General features: G+C 70.4%; 16 protein-coding genes, 1 tRNA gene and 1 pseudogene. 8 read left to right on the forward strand and 10 right to left on the reverse strand.

The genetic code is table 11. The features are described 5' to 3' along the window. Window positions 1–494: 494 nt before the first annotated feature. Window positions 495–788 (reverse strand): annotated as a pseudogene (locus tag A5680_RS26245) (PE family protein); the annotation flags it as partial. A 173-nt stretch (window positions 789–961) separates the two neighbouring features. Between A5680_RS26245 and A5680_RS10640 the strand changes: the two are divergent. Beyond that, entirely contained in the window at window positions 962–1,312 is a 351-nt protein-coding gene (locus tag A5680_RS10640) for a hypothetical protein (RefSeq protein WP_055403808.1), read from the forward strand. A 21-nt stretch (window positions 1,313–1,333) separates the two neighbouring features. On the opposite strand, the gene A5680_RS10645 is transcribed toward A5680_RS10640, so the two are convergent. After that, a complete protein-coding gene (locus tag A5680_RS10645) occupies window positions 1,334–2,545 on the reverse strand; it encodes a PPE family protein (RefSeq protein ID WP_067819020.1) in 1,212 nt (403 codons plus the stop codon). A gap of 8 nt (window positions 2,546–2,553) precedes the next feature. Further along, a complete protein-coding gene (locus tag A5680_RS10650; protein ID WP_369827646.1) occupies window positions 2,554–2,841 on the reverse strand; it encodes a PE family protein in 288 nt (95 codons plus the stop codon). Between the two features lie 366 nt (window positions 2,842–3,207). Here A5680_RS10650 and A5680_RS10655 point away from each other — a divergent pair, with 366 nt between their 5' ends. Next, the gene (locus tag A5680_RS10655; protein WP_067819026.1) at window positions 3,208–3,954 is read left to right on the forward strand and encodes an SIMPL domain-containing protein; all 747 of its coding nucleotides are present in this window, start codon (window positions 3,208–3,210) and stop codon (window positions 3,952–3,954) included. A 2-nt stretch (window positions 3,955–3,956) separates the two neighbouring features. Here A5680_RS10655 and hpt read toward each other — a convergent pair whose 3' ends face one another. From hpt to dacB, 4 genes are read right to left on the reverse strand one after another with little or no spacing between them, the layout of a single operon-like run. Next, window positions 3,957–4,568: a hypoxanthine phosphoribosyltransferase gene (gene hpt, locus A5680_RS10660; protein ID WP_055403804.1), complete on the reverse strand. Its 612-nt coding sequence runs from the start codon at window positions 4,566–4,568 to the stop codon at window positions 3,957–3,959. Between the two features lie 50 nt (window positions 4,569–4,618). After that, a complete protein-coding gene (gene tilS / locus A5680_RS10665) occupies window positions 4,619–5,581 on the reverse strand; it encodes a tRNA lysidine(34) synthetase TilS (RefSeq protein WP_055403803.1) in 963 nt (320 codons plus the stop codon). Then, complete coding sequence (locus A5680_RS10670; protein ID WP_055403816.1) at window positions 5,560–6,618, reverse strand: zinc-dependent metalloprotease; 1,059 nt, start codon at window positions 6,616–6,618, stop codon at window positions 5,560–5,562. Before A5680_RS10670 ends, tilS begins: the two co-directional genes overlap by 22 nt. Further along, window positions 6,615–8,000, reverse strand: coding sequence for a D-alanyl-D-alanine carboxypeptidase/D-alanyl-D-alanine-endopeptidase (gene dacB / locus A5680_RS10675; RefSeq protein ID WP_055403802.1), 1,386 nt, complete (start codon window positions 7,998–8,000; stop codon window positions 6,615–6,617). The genes A5680_RS10670 and dacB overlap by 4 nt, the downstream gene beginning before the upstream one ends. A 114-nt stretch (window positions 8,001–8,114) precedes the next feature. On the opposite strand from dacB, the gene A5680_RS10680 reads away from it, so the two are divergent. Together A5680_RS10680 and A5680_RS10685 are read left to right on the forward strand one after the other, a co-directional pair. Then, a complete protein-coding gene (locus tag A5680_RS10680; protein WP_055403801.1) occupies window positions 8,115–8,603 on the forward strand; it encodes an inorganic diphosphatase in 489 nt (162 codons plus the stop codon). A gap of 67 nt (window positions 8,604–8,670) precedes the next feature. Continuing rightward, on the forward strand, window positions 8,671–9,363 hold the full coding sequence (locus tag A5680_RS10685) for a hypothetical protein (protein WP_067819029.1): 693 nt from the start codon (window positions 8,671–8,673) through the stop codon (window positions 9,361–9,363). On the opposite strand, the gene A5680_RS10690 is transcribed toward A5680_RS10685, so the two are convergent. After that, window positions 9,360–10,445 (reverse strand): DUF475 domain-containing protein, encoded by a 1,086-nt coding sequence (locus A5680_RS10690; RefSeq protein WP_055403799.1) that lies wholly within the window; start codon window positions 10,443–10,445, stop codon window positions 9,360–9,362. The two genes, A5680_RS10685 and A5680_RS10690, sit on opposite strands and share 4 nt — an antisense overlap. A 90-nt stretch (window positions 10,446–10,535) precedes the next feature. On the opposite strand from A5680_RS10690, the gene A5680_RS10695 reads away from it, so the two are divergent. The 3 genes from A5680_RS10695 to A5680_RS10705 are packed head-to-tail and all read left to right on the forward strand — an operon-like array spanning window position 10,536 to window position 12,888. Beyond that, the gene (locus A5680_RS10695; protein WP_067819032.1) at window positions 10,536–11,807 is read left to right on the forward strand and encodes a hypothetical protein; all 1,272 of its coding nucleotides are present in this window, start codon (window positions 10,536–10,538) and stop codon (window positions 11,805–11,807) included. A gap of 23 nt (window positions 11,808–11,830) precedes the next feature. Continuing rightward, window positions 11,831–12,532 carry a glycosyltransferase family 2 protein gene (locus A5680_RS10700; RefSeq protein ID WP_055403797.1) on the forward strand — a complete coding sequence of 234 codons (702 nt, stop codon included), beginning with the start codon at window positions 11,831–11,833 and terminating at the stop codon, window positions 12,530–12,532. Continuing rightward, on the forward strand, window positions 12,529–12,888 hold the full coding sequence (locus A5680_RS10705; protein ID WP_067819035.1) for a DUF2304 domain-containing protein: 360 nt from the start codon (window positions 12,529–12,531) through the stop codon (window positions 12,886–12,888). Before A5680_RS10700 ends, A5680_RS10705 begins: the two co-directional genes overlap by 4 nt. A 123-nt stretch (window positions 12,889–13,011) precedes the next feature. Here A5680_RS10705 and A5680_RS10710 read toward each other — a convergent pair whose 3' ends face one another. Further along, window positions 13,012–13,956 (reverse strand): NAD-dependent epimerase/dehydratase family protein, encoded by a 945-nt coding sequence (locus tag A5680_RS10710; RefSeq protein WP_197499769.1) that lies wholly within the window; start codon window positions 13,954–13,956, stop codon window positions 13,012–13,014. Between A5680_RS10710 and A5680_RS10715 the strand changes: the two genes are divergently transcribed. Continuing rightward, a complete protein-coding gene (locus A5680_RS10715) occupies window positions 13,922–15,730 on the forward strand; it encodes a hypothetical protein (RefSeq protein WP_197499770.1) in 1,809 nt (602 codons plus the stop codon). The genes A5680_RS10710 and A5680_RS10715 overlap by 35 nt on opposite strands. 83 nt (window positions 15,731–15,813) lie before the next feature. Here A5680_RS10715 and A5680_RS10720 read toward each other — a convergent pair. Further along, window positions 15,814–15,889: transfer RNA gene (locus A5680_RS10720), tRNA-Thr, on the reverse strand. Window positions 15,890–15,894 lie beyond the last annotated feature (5 nt).

A 15,894-nucleotide genomic window follows, 5' to 3' on the forward strand; every position in this document is an offset into this window, starting at 1 on the left:
TGCGCGGGCAGCACCTTCTCGGCGGGCAGGGCGGCCGCGAACTGGGCTGGCGCGGTCGGCGCCAGCTCTGCGGGCGAGATGTACCGCGGCGCCACGTCGCGGGTGACCTGCTCGGCGGGCGCCGGTTGCGCCGGTGCCACGTGCTCGACGTGTTGGGCGGGCGCCATACGGGCGGGCGGCGCGAGGCGCTCGGCGGCGGGGGCGGCCGGGTGGGCGCCATAGTGGCCGCGCGCGTACGGCGCCTGGTGGCGGCCGTAATTGGCTGCCCCATAACCGTTGTAACCGCCGTGCTGCGATGTCATGTGGCCGCCGTAGCCGCCGCCGCGCCACCCCGGGGTCGTGGGCGCTGCTGCGGTGGCCGGCCGCGCGGGCCCCGTGGGTGTCACGCGGTTGGGTGCGGCGGGCGTCACGCGACTGGGCAGGGCCGGTGACGTGCGAGCGGGTCCGGCCGGCACCATGCGGGCGGGCGCGGCGGGGACGAGGTGGCCGCCGGCGGCTTGCGTCGCATTGGCGGCTTCGGTGGCCTCGTACGAATCGGCGCTTTGTGCCAGGGTCCTGACGAACTGCTCGTGGATCATGCTGGCCTCGGCGCTGATCGCCTGATACTGCTGGCCGTAGCCCGCGAAGGCGGCCGCGGTCATCGCCGAGACTTCGTCGGCCGCCGCCGGGACGACGCCCGTAATCGCGAATGCGGCCGTCGAGTTGGCCGCGGTCACCGCCGAGCCGATCGACTGCAGCTGGCCGACCGCGGCTGACAGCAACAGCGGTTGCGTGGTCAGGAACGACATGTGTCTTCTCCTCGTGGAATGCCTGAATCTGGGTAATCCCGTCGTGCTTGCGGACACTATGTCATATTTTTGGAATAGATGTCTAGGTTTAGGGACAGATTTCTTGTGTTCGTCATCAGACTCGCAGGTGGAGACACTTTGCCCGGCTTTCGGCACCGCGTTACTCTGGACGGATGCCACGCACCAACGCCGCAGGATGGGGGCTGAGGCGCCTGCTCGAGGCGACGCTCAACCGCGACATCACCGTCGAGCAGTTGCGCGACGCCTGCGGCGTCACCAAGGGGCGCTGGTACGGAGCGGCCGGGCGCGCCAACGCCGACGACTTCCCCGACGCCGAGGAGGCCAGGCGCGCCGCGCACGCGTTCGGACTCAGCGCCACCTGGCTGCAGATAGAACTGGGCCTGATCACGCCCGAAGATGTGCACGCGGTGCTGGGTGATGGCGAGTCGCCGGATCCGTTCCGGGTTACCACCCGCCAGCGGGTGCTGATGCCCAATCCGACGGCGGAGGGCCCCAGCAGCTGAACCGGCTGGTCCGGCTTTGACTTAACCGCCGGCCGGGGGCGAAGCGATAACGGTGGGCTTGAAACCGTATCGGGGGGCGACAAAGTGCGCCGCGCCGCGCCCGGTCCCACTGACGGGCATCATCGGCACCCCGCCCACCGCATTCGCCGCCGGCTCTACGGACGACGCGGCGGTGAGGCCATTGAGCGCCACGGTGACGGGCGGACCCGCCGGGGCCGCGCCGGCCCACGCCGCCGGCACCGACAAGCCACCGACCGACGAGGCCTTCCCGACGGCTCCACCGATCGCGCCAATCGCGCCCGCGCCCGGCACGGCCGCGGGCAAAACCGCTTCCGCGGCCTTGGCGGCGCCCTCGGTGGCCGACTTCGCGGCCGGCATCATGCCCTGGGCGATACTTTGGATGTCTTTGAACGAGGTGGTGAAAAGCCTTGTGGGCGAGATCAATCGGATGAACGCATCGAAGGGCGTGCTGGCGTCCAGCGTCTGCGAACCGGTCAGCCCCTCCAACAGATCACCCAACGGACCACTCACCACGAGCCCGTCGCCCTCGGGGTTCAGGCTGATCCCACCGAGGCTGATACCGGCGGGATTGTTCGGCACCCCGGCCAGCGACGACAGCGTTTGAGGCACGGTGTCGAGCCCTTGCGCGCTGCCATTGCCGGCCGCCCGGGCCACCGCGGCGGCCTGACCGGCGGCCCCGGCCGGATTGGTGGTGGGGGCCGCCGGGTCGAACGGCGCCAACGTCGCCGCCTCGGCCGAGCTCCCGGCATATCCGTACATGGCCGCCGCGTCCTGCGCCCACATCTCGCCGTACTGCGCCTCGGTGGCCGCGATCGCGGCGGTGTTCTGGCCGAGGACGTTCGTCGCCAACAGTTCCAGCAGCAACGCGCGATTCGCCGCGATCACCGGCGGAGGCACCGTTTCGGCGAACGCCGCCTCATAGGCACCCACGGCGGCCGCGGCTTGAGCGGCGGCCTGCTCCGCCCGCCCCGCCGTGCCGCGAAGCCAGGCCACCTGTGGCACGGCCGCCGCCAGCATGGCCGACGCCGCCGCCCCCTGCCACGGCCCGTCGTCAAGTCCCGCGACCACCGACCCGTAGGAGGATGCCGCGGCATCCAACTCGGCGGCGAGTGCGTCCCAGGCCGCAGCGGCGGCCAGCAGCGGCCCCGAGCCGGGTCCCGAATACATCAGCGCGGAGTTGATCTCCGGCGGCAACTGCGCGAAATCCAGCATCTCCCCGCCTAACCGACGGCGGCGGTGTTGGCGATCTCCGTGGCGGCGTACGAACCCGCGCTGATGCGCAGCGTGGTCGCCAACTGCTCACGAACCGTCGCGGCCTGGGCGCTGATCTCCTGGAAGAGCTTGGCGTGCCAAGAGAACTGCGCCGCGGTCAACAGCGACACCACATCGGCGGCCGCGGGAGCCACCCCGGTGGTCGGAACGGCCGCCGCCGAATTGACCTCCCGCACAGCCGTATTGATGCTGTGCAGGTCGCCGGCGGCCGAATGCAGCATGTCCGGCTGGGCCATCAGATAAGACACGTCCCCTCCTAAAAACTCGATTCAGATCAACAGCTTTCAGACGCCTGGACACGTTAGGGAGTCGCATCCCGGGACGACAGGCCCGCGGCCGCATCTTCACCACCGATTCGATGACTGTTCACTTAGCTGGCCGAGAATGCTGGATCATTTGGATTTTCGATGAAAGAGATTGCAAACCAATATGGTTGGGACATATATGCACATATATGTCGGCCGCTGATGGGCGCGTCGCACGTTTGCCGGCGGGCCTGGGATGGTTAAACGTATTGCCACACAACGCAATTCGATTCTGCGACCGAGCCGCAGTGGTCAGCCCGTAGCATCGGCGCACCCCGAGCGGCTAGGGTGCCACTCATGCCGGTCGCAAAGAATGCCCCGAGGTTCTCCCGCAAGTTGATCGCCGTGGCCGTCGCCGGCTTGGCCGCCACCACCGTGTCGGCGTGCGATTCCGCACCCTCAGCGCCCGCGCCCGGGGTGCACCCCCGTCAGGTCACCGTCCTCGGGTCCGGCCAGGTCCAGGGCGTCCCGGACACCCTGACCGCGGACGTCGGGATCGAATTCACCGCACCCGACGTGACCTCGGCGATGAACCAGACCAACGATCGCCAGCAAGCGGTCATCAATGCTCTGGTCGGCGCCGGCGTCGACCACAAAGACATCAGCACCACCGAGGTCACGCTGCAGCCGCAATTCAGCAATCCCGAGCCCAACGGCGCCGCCACGATCACCGGATACCGCGCGACCAACGCCGTCACCGTCAAGATCCACCCGCCCGACGCCGCGTCCCGGATGCTGGCGCTCATCGTCGGCACCGGCGGCGACGCCACCCGGATCAAGTCGGTCAGCTACTCGATCGCCGACGACTCGCAGCTGGTCAAGGACGCCCGCGCGCGGGCCTTCAACGACGCCAAGAGCCGGGCCGAACAGTACGCCCAGCTGTCCGGGCTCCGGCTGGGACGGGTGCTGTCGATCTCGGAGGCGTCGGAACCGGCGACAGGCGGGCCGCCGGCGCCCCCGAGGGCGATGCCGAGCGCGGTCCCGCTGGAACCCGGCCAGCAGACCGTGAGCTTTTCGGTGACCGCGGTGTGGGAGCTGGACTAGGGCTACTGCTGGTAGACCCGGGGGTCCAGGGTGCCGATGTACGACAGGTCGCGGTAGCGCTCGTCGTAGTCCAGGCCGTAGCCGACGACGAAGTCGTTCGGGATGTCGAAGCCCACGTAGGCGATTTCGACGTTCGCGCCCTTCGCGTCGGGCTTGCGCAGCAGCGTGCACACGCGCAGCGAACGCGGATGGCGGCTGGTGAGGTTGCGCAGCAGCCACGACAGGGTCAGGCCGGAGTCGACGACGTCCTCGACGATCAGCACGTCGCGGCCCTGGATGTCGCGGTCCAAGTCCTTGAGGATCCGCACCACCCCCGACGACGACGTCGAGGACCCGTAGGAGCTGACCGCCATGAACTCGAACTGGGTGGGCACCGGGATCGCCCGCGCCAGGTCGGTGACAAAGATCACAGCGCCCTTGAGCACGGTGATCAGCAGCAGATCCTGGCCGGTCTCGGTCATCACGTTGCCGTAGTGCCCGCCGATCTCCTCGCCGAGTTCGGCGATGCGCGCCTGGATCTGCTCGGCGGTGAGCAGCACCGACTTGATGTCCCCCGGATACAGCTCCACGGGCTGGGCGGGGGTGATCGCCGAGGAGATCTGGGCCACGCCCACAGAGTGCCACGCCAACGGCCGAATAACCAACGGCGACCCCGGTATTGCGCCTACCGGACGGGTTCGCGCCACAGCGTCAGAACACCGTCGCGCCGCCCCGCGATCAACCGCTCGGCCCGCAGCGCGGATCCGACCGCCACCCCGCCCTGCCCGCGCCAGGCGGTGACGAGCGCGTCGACACCGCGGATCTGCTTGTCGGTCAGGCCTGTTGCGCCACCGGCCAGGAGCCAGCCGCGGATCACCCGGCGCCGAACCGGGGCGGCCAGCGCCTCCAGCGCCTGCGCCCGCAGGCCCGCACCCTCCTTGGCCCCCGGCAGCGCCTGGGCGGCCAGGGTGTCGATCAGCTCGGTGTCCTCGCGCAGCGCGGTCGCCGTGCGGGCCAGCGCCTCGGCCACGCCCCCGCCCAGCACGTCCTCCAGCAGCGGCAGCACCTCCAGGCGCAGCCGGGACCGGGTGAAGCGGCGGTCGGTGTTGTGCGGATCCTGCCAAGGGGTCAGGCCCAGCTCGCGGCAGGCGGCGTGCGTCACGGCCCGGCGCACGCCCAACAACGGCCGGCCCCATGGCGAGTCGTACGGCCGCATGCCGGCGATCGACCGCACGCCCGACCCCCGGCCCAGCCCCAGCAGGACCGTCTCGGCCTGGTCGTCGAGCGTATGGCCGAGCAGCACCGGCCCGTCGTGGTAGGCGCTCAAGGCGGCATAGCGGGCGGCGCGGGCGGCGGCCTCGGGGCCGCCCTCGTTGCCGACGTGCACGCGAACCACTTGTGCGGCAACGCATCCCAACGTGACGGCTTGCTCGCGGGCGGTTTCGGCGATCGCGGCCGACTCGGGTTGCAGGCCGTGATCGACGATCACCGCGGTGGTCGGCCGCAGCTGCGCCGCCACCGCGGTGAGCGCGAGGGAATCGGGTCCGCCCGACAGCGCCACGCCCCATCGCTCGACGGTGGCGACGTGGGTCTCGATGAACGCCTCGACAGCCGCGCGCAGCTGCCCTACAGCACCCTGTCGATCCATCGCTGAGGTTCTTCGATCTCGTCAGGCAGGGGCAGCGTCTCGGGCCCGGTCCAGATGGCGTTGAACCGCTCCATTCCGACCCGCCCCACCACATGGTCGACGAACGCCTTGCCCCGGGTGTACTGGCTGAGTTTGGCGTCGAGGCCCAGTAACGCGCGCAGCAGCCGCTGCAACGGCGGCTGTTTGCGGTTGCGGCGCTCGTCGAATCGACGGCGGATGGTGGTCACCGACGGCACCACCATCGGCCCGACGGCGTCCATCACGTGGTCGGCGTGGCCCTCCAGCAGCGTGCCGAGCACCAGCAGCCGATCGAGGGCCTGACGCTGCGGCTCGGACTGCACCGCCCGCACCAAGCCGACAATGCCCGACGAGTTGCCGTCCGCCGACCCGTCGCCGCGGTTGCGGACGTACTCCGCGAGCCGGCTCGCCACCTGCGCGATGTCTTCGCCGGCGTCCCGCGTCAGCAGGGCCAGGGACTCAGACATGTAGTCGGACAGCCACCGGTTGGCGGTGAACTGCACCCGGTGGGTCACCTCGTGCAGGCAGACCCACAGCCGGAAGTCGGAGGGCTGGACCCGCAGCTGCCGCTCGACCGCGATCACGTTCGGGTACACCAGCAGCAGGCTTCCCTCGTTGGAGGCGTCCAGGCCCCTCGCGAACGGGTCGTACTGGCCGAGGATGCCCGACGACACGAACGCCAGCACGGCCCCCGTCTGCGCGCCGGTGACGCGGCCGGTGAAGAAGCCCCGCGGCTTCTCGGCCCCCTTCATCATCACGCGCATCGACTCGGCCGCCGCGCCGATCCACTCCGGCCGGTCGACGATGCGGGCCGGCGGCACGGCGCCCTCGGTGACCAGGCCGGTGACCTCGCGCACCGGCGGTTCGGCCTTCGCGGCCGAGCGGCTGAGCTCGTCGATCACCTGGCGCCGCGTGTAGTCGCTCGCAGCCGGACCCGGGCGGGCCAGCCGTTGGCCGACGGTGGCGGCGAATCCCCAGTCGACCGCGGTACCGAGCGTCAGCTCCGAGGGCGGGCTCATGCGCACCCGCAGGACCACAGCTTGGTGGCCAGCGCGTCCATCACGTTGCGGCCATTCGGCCCCGCGGCGTTGGAGATGAAGGCGAACGTGAGGACCCGTCCGCTGCGGTCGGTGAGCACCCCGGCCAGGGCGTTGACCGCGGTCAGCGATCCGGTCTTGGCCCGCAACCAGCCGGCCGGCCCCTGGTTGGATGCCGCGTCGGTGAAACGGTCGGCCAGCGTCCCGCTGCCGGCCGCGATCGGCAGCAGGTCCAGCAGCGCCCGCAGCGTCGGCTGGTCGGGTCCGGCGGCGGCCTGCAGCACACCGTCGAGCGTCTTGGCGGTCAACCGGTCGTCCACCGAAAGACCGCTGGAATCCATCAGCGTGGCGCCGCCGGTGTCGACGTGCGCGGTGCTCAACCGGTTGGTCACCGCGTCGGCCGCACCGGCGAAGCTGCGCGGCCGGTTGATGGCGGCCGCCACCTCGCGGGCGATGCATTCGGCCATCACGTTGTCGGAGTGGTCCATCATCTCCGACAACCGCTGGACCAGCGGCGCCGACTGCACGACGGCCAGCTGCCGCGCGCCAGACGGCGCGGTCGCGATCGTCACCGCGGCGGGATCCAGGCCGAGCGCCTTGGCCAGCTCCCGCCCGGCATCCAGCGCCGGGGTGCGGGACCGTCGGGAGTTGACCGTGGTCGGCTGGATGCGCCCGGCGTCGATCATCACCGACTCGATCGGCGCGATGTCGCCGTTGTCGACGTCGGCCGCATCCCAGCCCTGGGCCATCGTCGGCCCGCTGAACGCCGACGTGTCGACCTGCACGGCGGTCGGGGTCACGCCGCTGCGGCGGACCTGCTCGACGAGGTCGCTGATGCGGGCCGACCCGCGGTACCAGGTGTCCACACCGGGCGGCGCGGCCGACAGCACCGGGTCACCCGCACCGACCAGCACCACGGGCCCTTGGGCGTTCTGGCTGCCGGCCACCACTCGCGTGCTGATCCGGGCCTGATGGTCCAGGGTCAGCAGGGCCGCGGCCGCCGTCAACACCTTGTTGGTCGACGCCGGCACCAGCGGCATGTCGTCCGCCACCTGCCAAAGCTCTTTCCCCGTCATGGCGTCCGTGACCCGGGCGCCCAACCTGCCCAGGTTCGGATCGGCCGCCACGGCAGACAGCACGGCCGCCACTCCGGCGGGGTTGGGAGTCTCCGCGGAGTCGCTGACCGGGACCATTCCCGGCTTGACCGTCGGCGCGTGCGGAGGCGGTATCGGCGCGTGCGAGCTGTTGCCGCCGTGGCCCGCCGAGGTGAAAAACGTCGCCGCCGCCACCACTGCGGCAACGAACGCCAGCACCGCCAACCCAACGAACACCTGGGTGGATTTTTGCCAGCGAGTGGGACCCATCGCTCTCCTGACTGTCTCCGACCCATTCTGCCGAATCCGGCGCACCGGGCTCGACTAGGGTGATCCCCGACGCGACGGGACCACCGCGAAACGCCCAGATCTAAGGAGCGCACAGTGCAATTCGATGTGACCATCGAGATCCTGAAAGGCCAGCGGAACAAGTATGAGATCGACCACGAGACCGGACGGGTGCGTCTGGACCGCTACCTGTACACCTCGATGGGCTACCCGACCGACTACGGCTTCATCGAGGACACCCTCGGCGAAGACGGCGACCCGCTGGACGCGATGGTGTTGCTGCCGCAGTCGGTCTTTCCCGGAGTCATCGTCGAGGCGCGTCCGGTGGGCATGTTCCGGATGACCGACGAAAAGGGCGGCGACGACAAGGTGCTGTGCGTGCCCGCCGGCGACCACCGCTGGGACCAGGTCCAGGACATCGGCGACGTTCCGGAGTTCGAGCTGGACGTGATCAAGCACTTCTTCGTGCACTACAAGGACTTGGAGCCGGGCAAGTTTGTTAAGGCCGCCGACTGGGTCGGCCGCGCGGAGGCCGAGGCCGAGGTGCAGCGTTCGATCGAGCGGTTCAAGAAAGAGGGGCACTGACGCCCGCTGAGGTGCGGTGACGCTCACGGCGTAACCGCACGCCGATTTCCGGTGGCATCCTGGCGAGGTGACCCCGGTGTGGCATTTCGCCGCCAACTTCTGGTGGCTGGTTTTTCCGCTGGGCGGCGCGATCGGCGGCGGCCTTCGCGCCATTGCCGCCGCCAACGAGCGCCGGGCCGAGCGTCGGCTCGAACGGTATCGGCTGAAGCAGCAAGCCAAGATCGCGGTGGCCGAGGCCTCCGGCCGGGCGCGGACCAACCACGAGAGCGACCGACGAGAGCTCGCCAAACTCGTTGCGGCGCATGACGGCACCGACGGGCGGTGGCTCGAATACGAAGTCGACATCGCGCGACTGCTCGACTTCCCGATGATGACCGACATGCGCGCCCCGCTGACCGTCGCCTTTCACAAGGCCAAGCGGCACGCGGACCTGCTGCGGCCGGAACCGCCCGAGACCCTGCTCGGCGACCGGGACGCCTTGGCCGAATACCGCGACGCCGTTCACGAATACGTCAGCGCGTTCGAGATCGCCGAGGCCGAGGCGATTCGCCGGCGCCGCAGCGACTTCTCGGCGGACGAGCAACAACGGATGGCGCGGGCCCAGAGCCTGCTGCACCTGGCGCAGGACGACGCCGCCACCCGCGAGGAACGCCAGAATGCCTACGCGCGGGCGAGCAAGGAATTGGACGGCCTGATCGCGCTGCCGGCGCCCGCGCGGGTCAGCATCGAACGGCGCATCGCGGGCCAGATCGAGGCCTAGCCGGCCGGCGACGCGGCGGCCTTGGCCTGGCGCCGGTTGCGGAGCACGCTCCAGCTCAGCGCCGCCCCGATGAACACCACGCCCACCGAGGCGGTGATGGGGTCGGGGACCTCGAACCGCGGGTCGATCGACAGCAGCATGATCACCGCCAGCACACCGATCGCCCAGTGCGCGCCGTGTTCCAGGTACACGTACCGGTCCAGCGCATCCTGCTTCACCAGGAAGATCGTGATGGACCGCACGAACATCGACCCGATCAGCCCGAGACCCAGGGCGATGACGACGGGGTCCGAGGTGATCGCGAAGGCGCCGGTGACCCCGTCGAACGAGAAGGCGGCATCGAGCACCTCGAGATAGAGGAACAGGCTCAGGCCGGCCTTGCCGGCCGCCGTGCCGGCCGACACCGCGTCGATGTCCGGGGGCCGAAACGCCCGGCTCAGACCGTTGACCACCAGGTACGTCACCAGGCCGAGCAATCCGGCGGTGAGCACGGTCGCGCGCTCGCCGCCGGAGTGGGTCAGCCGCGTGCCGACGAGGATCAGCGCGACGCCGGTGACCGCCACCGGCACCTGGCCCAGCCGCCCGATGCGGGCGAACGGGATCTCGATCCACTTGAGCCACTTGATGTCTCGGTCGTGGAAGACGAAATCCAAGAACAGCATCAGCAGGAATGTGCCGCCGAACGCCGCGATCTGCGGATGCGCGGCGGTGATCAGCTTTTCATAGCTGGGCGAGCCGTCGGGGAATTCCAGCGCGCCGTGCGGCGGGGGGTTCAGCGCCAACTGCATCGCGCGGACCGGATCGAGGCCCGCGGTCACCCACACGATCACCAGCGGGAAGAGCAGCCGCATGCCGAAGACCGCGATCAGAATCCCGACGGTCAAGAACATCTGCCGCCAGAACGGGCTCATCTGCTTGAGGATCGCGGCGTTGATGATGGCGTTGTCGAACGACAGCGACACCTCGAGGGTGGCCAACACCAGCAGCAGGAAGAGGTCTTTTAGGCCGCCGTGGGCGTATCCGACCGCGAGGGCCGCCACGGAGACCAACAGCGAGATCCCGAATATGCGCAAGGCGGCCAAGGTCCTTTCCGACAGCCGCCCACGATAGCGAACGCCGCTCGCCGCCGCCGACCAGCGCCCACCGGCACCTACTATTTTCAAATTGTGGCGATGCCCGAAGTCGGCGGTACCCCAGCGTCGACCGGCGCCGGTCCGATCACGCGCGGCAGCGTGGCCCGGGTCGCCACCGCGACGGCGCTGACCGCCCTGTGCGGCTACGCGGTGATCTATCTGGCCGCCCGTGACCTGGCCCCGGGCGGCTTTTCGGTGTTCGGGGTGTTCTGGGGGGCGTTCGGCCTGGTCACCGGCGCCGCCTTCGGGCTGCTGCAGGAGACCACCCGGGAGGTCCGGTCGGCCCGCTACTCGGCGGCGCCGGCCGGCGACGAACCGCGAACCCACCCGCTGCGGGTCGCCATGCTGGTCGGTGTGGCCGCGGCCGTCGTCATCGGCGGGAGCTCGCCGCTGTGGAGCGGACGGGTGTTCGTCGAGGAGCGGTGGCTGTCGGTGGCGCTGCTGTCCGTCGGGCTGGCCGGGTTCTGCGTGCACGCCACCCTGTTGGGCATGCTGGCCGGCACCGACCGGTGGACCGGCTATGGGGCGTTGATGGCGACCGACGCCGTCATCCGGGTGGCGGTCGCCGCGGCCACCGTCCTGCTCGGCTGGCGGCTGGTCGGCTACCTGTGGGCCACGGTCGCGGGCGCGGTCGCGTGGGTGATCGTGCTGGCGGTCTCCCCGTCGGCCCGGGCCGCCGCCCAGGCGCTGACGCCCGGCGGCGTCCAGACCTTCCTGCGGGGAGCCGCCCATTCGATCACCGCCGCCGGCGCCAGCGCGGTCCTGGTGATGGGCTTTCCGGTGCTGCTGAAGCTGACCAGCAACGAGCTGGGGGCCGAGGGCGGGGTGATCATCCTGGCCGTGACGTTGACGCGGGCGCCGCTGCTGGTGCCGCTCACGGCCATGCAGGGCAACCTGATCGCGCATTTCGTCGACGCGCGCGGTGACCGGATTCGCGCCCTGGTCGCCCCGGCCGCGATCATCGCCGGCGTCGGCGCGGTCGGGGTGCTGGCGGCCGGGCTGGTGGGCCCCTGGTTGCTGCGGGCCGCGTTCGGGCCGCAGTACCACGCCAGCGGTGCGCTGCTGGCCTGGCTCACCGGGGCGGCGGTGGCGATCGCCATGCTGACGCTCACCGGCGCCGGGGCCGTCGCGGCCGCGCTGCACCGGGCTTACTCGCTGGGCTGGGTTTCAGCGACGGTGGCGTCGGGATTGCTGCTGTTGCTACCGCTGCCCCTGCCGGCCCGCACCGTGGTGGCCCTGCTGTGCGGACCCGTGGTCGGAATCGGCGTTCATCTGGCGGCGCTGGCGCGCGCCGGGCGCTCAGCCGGCTGATCCTGGCTAACCTTATGGGCTAGATGGTTACTGAACCCAGATACTCGGGCGCCTGGATCGTCATCCCCGCCTTCAACGAAGCCGCCGTCATCGGCGAGGTGGTCGCCGACGTGCGCTCCGTGTTCGACAACGTCGTCTGCGTGGACGACGGCAGCGCCGACGACACCGGCGAGATCGCCCGCCGGGCCGGTGCGCACCTGGTGCGCCACCCGATCAATCTGGGGCAGGGGGCGGCCATCCAGACCGGCGTCGAGTACGCGCGCAAACAGCCTGGGGCGCAGGTGTTCGCCACGTTCGACGGGGACGGGCAGCACCGGGTCAAGGATCTGGCCGCGATGATCGACCGGCTGTGCGCGGAGGACGTCGACGTCGTGATCGGCACGCGGTTCGGCGCGCACGGCGGGACCCGACCGCCGTTCGTGAAGCGGGTGGTGCTGCAGACCGCCGCGCGGCTGAGCCGCCGCGGTCGCCGACTTGGCTTGACCGACACCAACAATGGGCTGCGGGTGTTCAACAAGAAGGTCGCCGACGGGCTGGACATCACCATGAGCGGCATGAGCCACGCCAACGAGTTCATCATGCTGGTCGCCGAAAACCATTGGCGCATCGTCGAACAACCGGTCGAGGTGCTCTACACCGATTACTCGAAGTCGAAGGGGCAGCCGCTGCTCAACGGCGTCAACATCATCTTCGACGGGTTCCTGCGAGGGAGGGCTTCACGATGAACTGGATCCAGGTGCTGCTGATCGGCTCGATCGTCGCGCTGCTGGTCTACCTGCTGCGGTCGCGGCGGAACGCGCGCTCGCGGGCCTGGGTCAAGGTCGGCTACGTCGTCTTCGTGCTGGCCGGGATCTACGCCGTGGTCCGGCCCGACGACACGACCGTCGTCGCGCACTGGTTCGGGGTGCGCCGCGGCACCGACCTGATGCTCTACGCGCTGATCATGGCGTTCTGCTTCACCACCATGAGCACCTACATGCGGTTCAAGGACCTGGAACTGCGCTACGCGCGGCTGGCCCGGGCGGTCGCGCTCGAGGGCGCCGAGGAGCCCGACGCTCCGCACTCTGCGTCGAACGTGTAGCCCAACCTGCCCGCGCGCCGCGGCTGAGTGTGCGCTGACGGCATTGCGGGTGTACCCACGGCGGAATTTCTGCGAATTCCCCGCCCTAGACGCACACTCGAAGCCGCGGCAGACGGCGCGGGGTCAGACCGTCCGCGCGCCGCGGAAGTACTCGACCGTGCGGCGCACGCCGTCGTCGAGCCCGACCCGCGGCCGCCACCCCAAAACCCGCTCCGCCAAACCGATGTCGAGGCAGGACCGCCTCAGGTCGCCGAGCCGCGGCGGCGCGAACTCCGGATCGTCGGGCCCGCCGACGGCCGCCGCCACCGCCGAATGCAGCTGCCGGTCCGAGGTTTCGATGCCGGTGCCGATGTTGAAGCGCTGCCCACCGCCCGCCTCCCCCGCGGCCTTGACGAAGGCGTCCACCACGTCGTCGACGAACACGTAGTCGCGGGTGTTGCCGCCGTCGCCGAACACCCGGGTGGGCTTACCCGACAGCAGCGCCTGGGCGAAGATCGCCACCACGCCGGCCTCGCCGTGCGGGTCCTGGCGGGGGCCGTAGACGTTCGCCGGCGCGATGTGCGAGCAGTCCAGGCCGTACAGGTGGCGGAAGGTGTTCAGGTAGATCTCCCCGGCCACCTTCCCCGCGGCATACGGCGACGCCGGGTCGGTCGGCACGGTCTCGGGCGTCGGATATTGGGGCGGGGTGCCGTAGATGGAGCCGCCGGACGAGGTGTGCACGACCTTGCGCACCCCCGCCAGCCGCGCCGCCTCGGCCAGGCGCACGGTGCCGATGACGTTGACCGAGGCGTCGAATTGCGGGTCGGCCACCGAGTGCCGCACGTCGATCTGGGCCGCCAGGTGGAACACCACCTCGGGCCGGTGCTCGTCGAGGATGGCCTGCAGGTCGGCGGTGACGATGTCCGCCTCGACGAAGACGAACGCCGGGTTGTCGGCCAGGTGCTCGAGGTTGCTCGCGCGGCCGCTGGCGAAGTTGTCCAGCCCCACCACCGCGTGGCCGTCGGCCAACAGGCGGTCGACTAGCGTCGACCCGATGAATCCGGCTGCCCCGGTGACCAGTGCGCGCACCGGCCCACCATACATAGCGGCCGTGGCCATCGCGCTGATCGCCGTCCAGCTGGGAATACGCGCGGCGCTGGCGTTCGGGGGCTACTTCTATTGGGACGACCTGATCCTGATCGGCAAGGCCGGCACCCACAACTTGCTGTCGCCCGCGTACCTGTTCGACGACCACGACGGCCACGTCATGCCGGGTGCTTTTCTGGTCGGCGGGGCCATCATCCGGCTGGCCCCGCTGAATTGGACCGGCCCGGCAATCAGCCTGTTGGTGCTGCAGCTGCTGGCCTCGCTGGCGCTGCTGCGGGCGTTGCACGTCATCCTCGGCTGGCGGCCGGTGCTGTTGCTCCCGCTGACGTTCGCGTTGTTCACGCCGCTGGCCGTGCCGGGCTTCGCCTGGTGGGCCGCGGCGCTGAACTCGCTGCCGATGCTGGCCGCGCTGGCCTGGGTGTGCGGCGACGCCGTCCAGCTGGTGCGCACCGGCGACCGGCGTTACGCGCTGACCGGGACGCTGGTCTACTTCGGCGGGCTGCTGTTCTTCGAAAAGGCCGCGGTGATCCCGTTCGTCGCGTTCGCGGTGGCCGCGCTGCTGCGCCACGTCCAGGGTGATCGGGCGGCGCTGCGGACGGTGTGGCGGGCCGGGCTGCGGCTGTGGATCCCGGCCCTGACGGTGACGGCGGGCTGGATCGCGCTGTATGTGGCCGTGGTGAACCAGCGACGGTGGAGCACCGACCTGGCGATGACGGCGGACCTGCTGGCGCGGTCGGTCACGCACGGCATCGTCCCCGGGTTGGCCGGGGGTCCTTGGCACTGGGACCGGTGGGCGCCGGCCTCGCCGTGGGCCACCCCGCCGCCGGCGGTGATGGCGCTGGGCTGGCTGGTGCTGGCCGGCGCGCTGGCGGTCTCCTTGGTGCGCAAGCGGCGCATCGCGCCGGTGTGGCTGACCGCGGCCGGCTATGCCGTCGCCTGCCAGGTGCCGATCTATTTGATGCGCTCGTCGAAGCAGACCGCGCTGGAACTGGCCCAAACCCTGCGCTATTTCCCGGATCTCGTCTTCGTGCTGGCGCTGCTGGCCGCCGTGGCGTTCTGCGCGCCGAACCGGCCCGCGGGGCCGCGCTGGCTGGACGCCTCCCCCAGACGTGCCGTGGTGACGCTGGGTTTGGCGGTGTCGTTCGTGGCCAGCAGCCTCTATTCGACGGCCACGTTCTTGACCAGCTGGCGGGACAATCCGGCCCAGCCCTACCTGCAGAACGCGCGGGCGGGTTTGGCCGCGGCGAACGCCGCCGCCGCGGCGCCGCTGCTGGATCAGGAGGTCGACCCGATGGTGCTGCAGCGGGTGGCGGCACCCGAGAACCTCGCCAGCCACATGTTCGCCCTGCTGCGGGACAGGCCCGAATTCGCCCCGGCCACAACGCAATTGCGCATGCTGGACAGCGCGGGTCGGCTGGTCAAGGCGCGGGTGACCTGGGTGCGGACCATCGCGCCGGGACCCATGCCGCAATGCGGGTACTTCGCACAACCGGACAAGCCGGCGCGGTTGGTGCTCGACGGGCCGCTGTTGCCCGCCGACTGGACCGTCGAAATCAACTACCTGGCCAACAGCGACGGAACGATGACGCTGTCGCTGACGCAGGGACCCGACGTCAAGGTCCCCGTCCACCCCGGGCTCAACCGCGTCTTCGCCCGGCTGCCCGGCGCGGGGGACGCGATCACCGTGCGGGCCAACACCACCGCGCTGGCGTTGTGCATCGCCTCGGGTCCGGTGGGCTTCCTGGCGCCGGCCTAGCCGGCTTCGCGCGTCATGCCGGCGTGACGGCGGGCGGCGACGGTCACGCTGGCGCGACGTTCGGTGCGGAAAGTGTGAAACTGTGGAGCCGCCTAGGAGAATCGAACTCCTGACCTATTCATTACGAGTGAATCGCTCTACCGACTGAGCTAAGGCGGCACGGC

The organism is Mycobacterium sp. E2989 (assembly GCF_001667595.1).
Lineage (GTDB): Bacteria > Actinomycetota > Actinomycetes > Mycobacteriales > Mycobacteriaceae > Mycobacterium.

What these genes read in the sequence shown, in the direction of transcription:
- A5680_RS10655 (WP_067819026.1), top strand. Translation starts at nt 3,208, where the DNA reads ATGCCGGTCGCAAAGAATGCCCCGAGGTTCTCCCGCAAGTTGATCGCC.
- A5680_RS10645 (WP_067819020.1), bottom strand. Translation starts at nt 2,545, where the DNA reads ATGCTGGATTTCGCGCAGTTGCCGCCGGAGATCAACTCCGCGCTGATG.
- A5680_RS10650 (WP_369827646.1), bottom strand. Translation starts at nt 2,841, where the DNA reads ATGGCCCAGCCGGACATGCTGCATTCGGCCGCCGGCGACCTGCACAGC.
- dacB (WP_055403802.1), bottom strand. Translation starts at nt 8,000, where the DNA reads ATGGGTCCCACTCGCTGGCAAAAATCCACCCAGGTGTTCGTTGGGTTG.
- A5680_RS10700 (WP_055403797.1), top strand. Translation starts at nt 11,831, where the DNA reads ATGGTTACTGAACCCAGATACTCGGGCGCCTGGATCGTCATCCCCGCC.
- A5680_RS10705 (WP_067819035.1), top strand. Translation starts at nt 12,529, where the DNA reads ATGAACTGGATCCAGGTGCTGCTGATCGGCTCGATCGTCGCGCTGCTG.
- A5680_RS10640 (WP_055403808.1), top strand. Translation starts at nt 962, where the DNA reads ATGCCACGCACCAACGCCGCAGGATGGGGGCTGAGGCGCCTGCTCGAG.
- A5680_RS10695 (WP_067819032.1), top strand. Translation starts at nt 10,536, where the DNA reads ATGCCCGAAGTCGGCGGTACCCCAGCGTCGACCGGCGCCGGTCCGATC.
- A5680_RS10715 (WP_197499770.1), top strand. Translation starts at nt 13,922, where the DNA reads ATGAATCCGGCTGCCCCGGTGACCAGTGCGCGCACCGGCCCACCATAC.
- A5680_RS10670 (WP_055403816.1), bottom strand. Translation starts at nt 6,618, where the DNA reads ATGAGCCCGCCCTCGGAGCTGACGCTCGGTACCGCGGTCGACTGGGGA.
- tilS (WP_055403803.1), bottom strand. Translation starts at nt 5,581, where the DNA reads ATGGATCGACAGGGTGCTGTAGGGCAGCTGCGCGCGGCTGTCGAGGCG.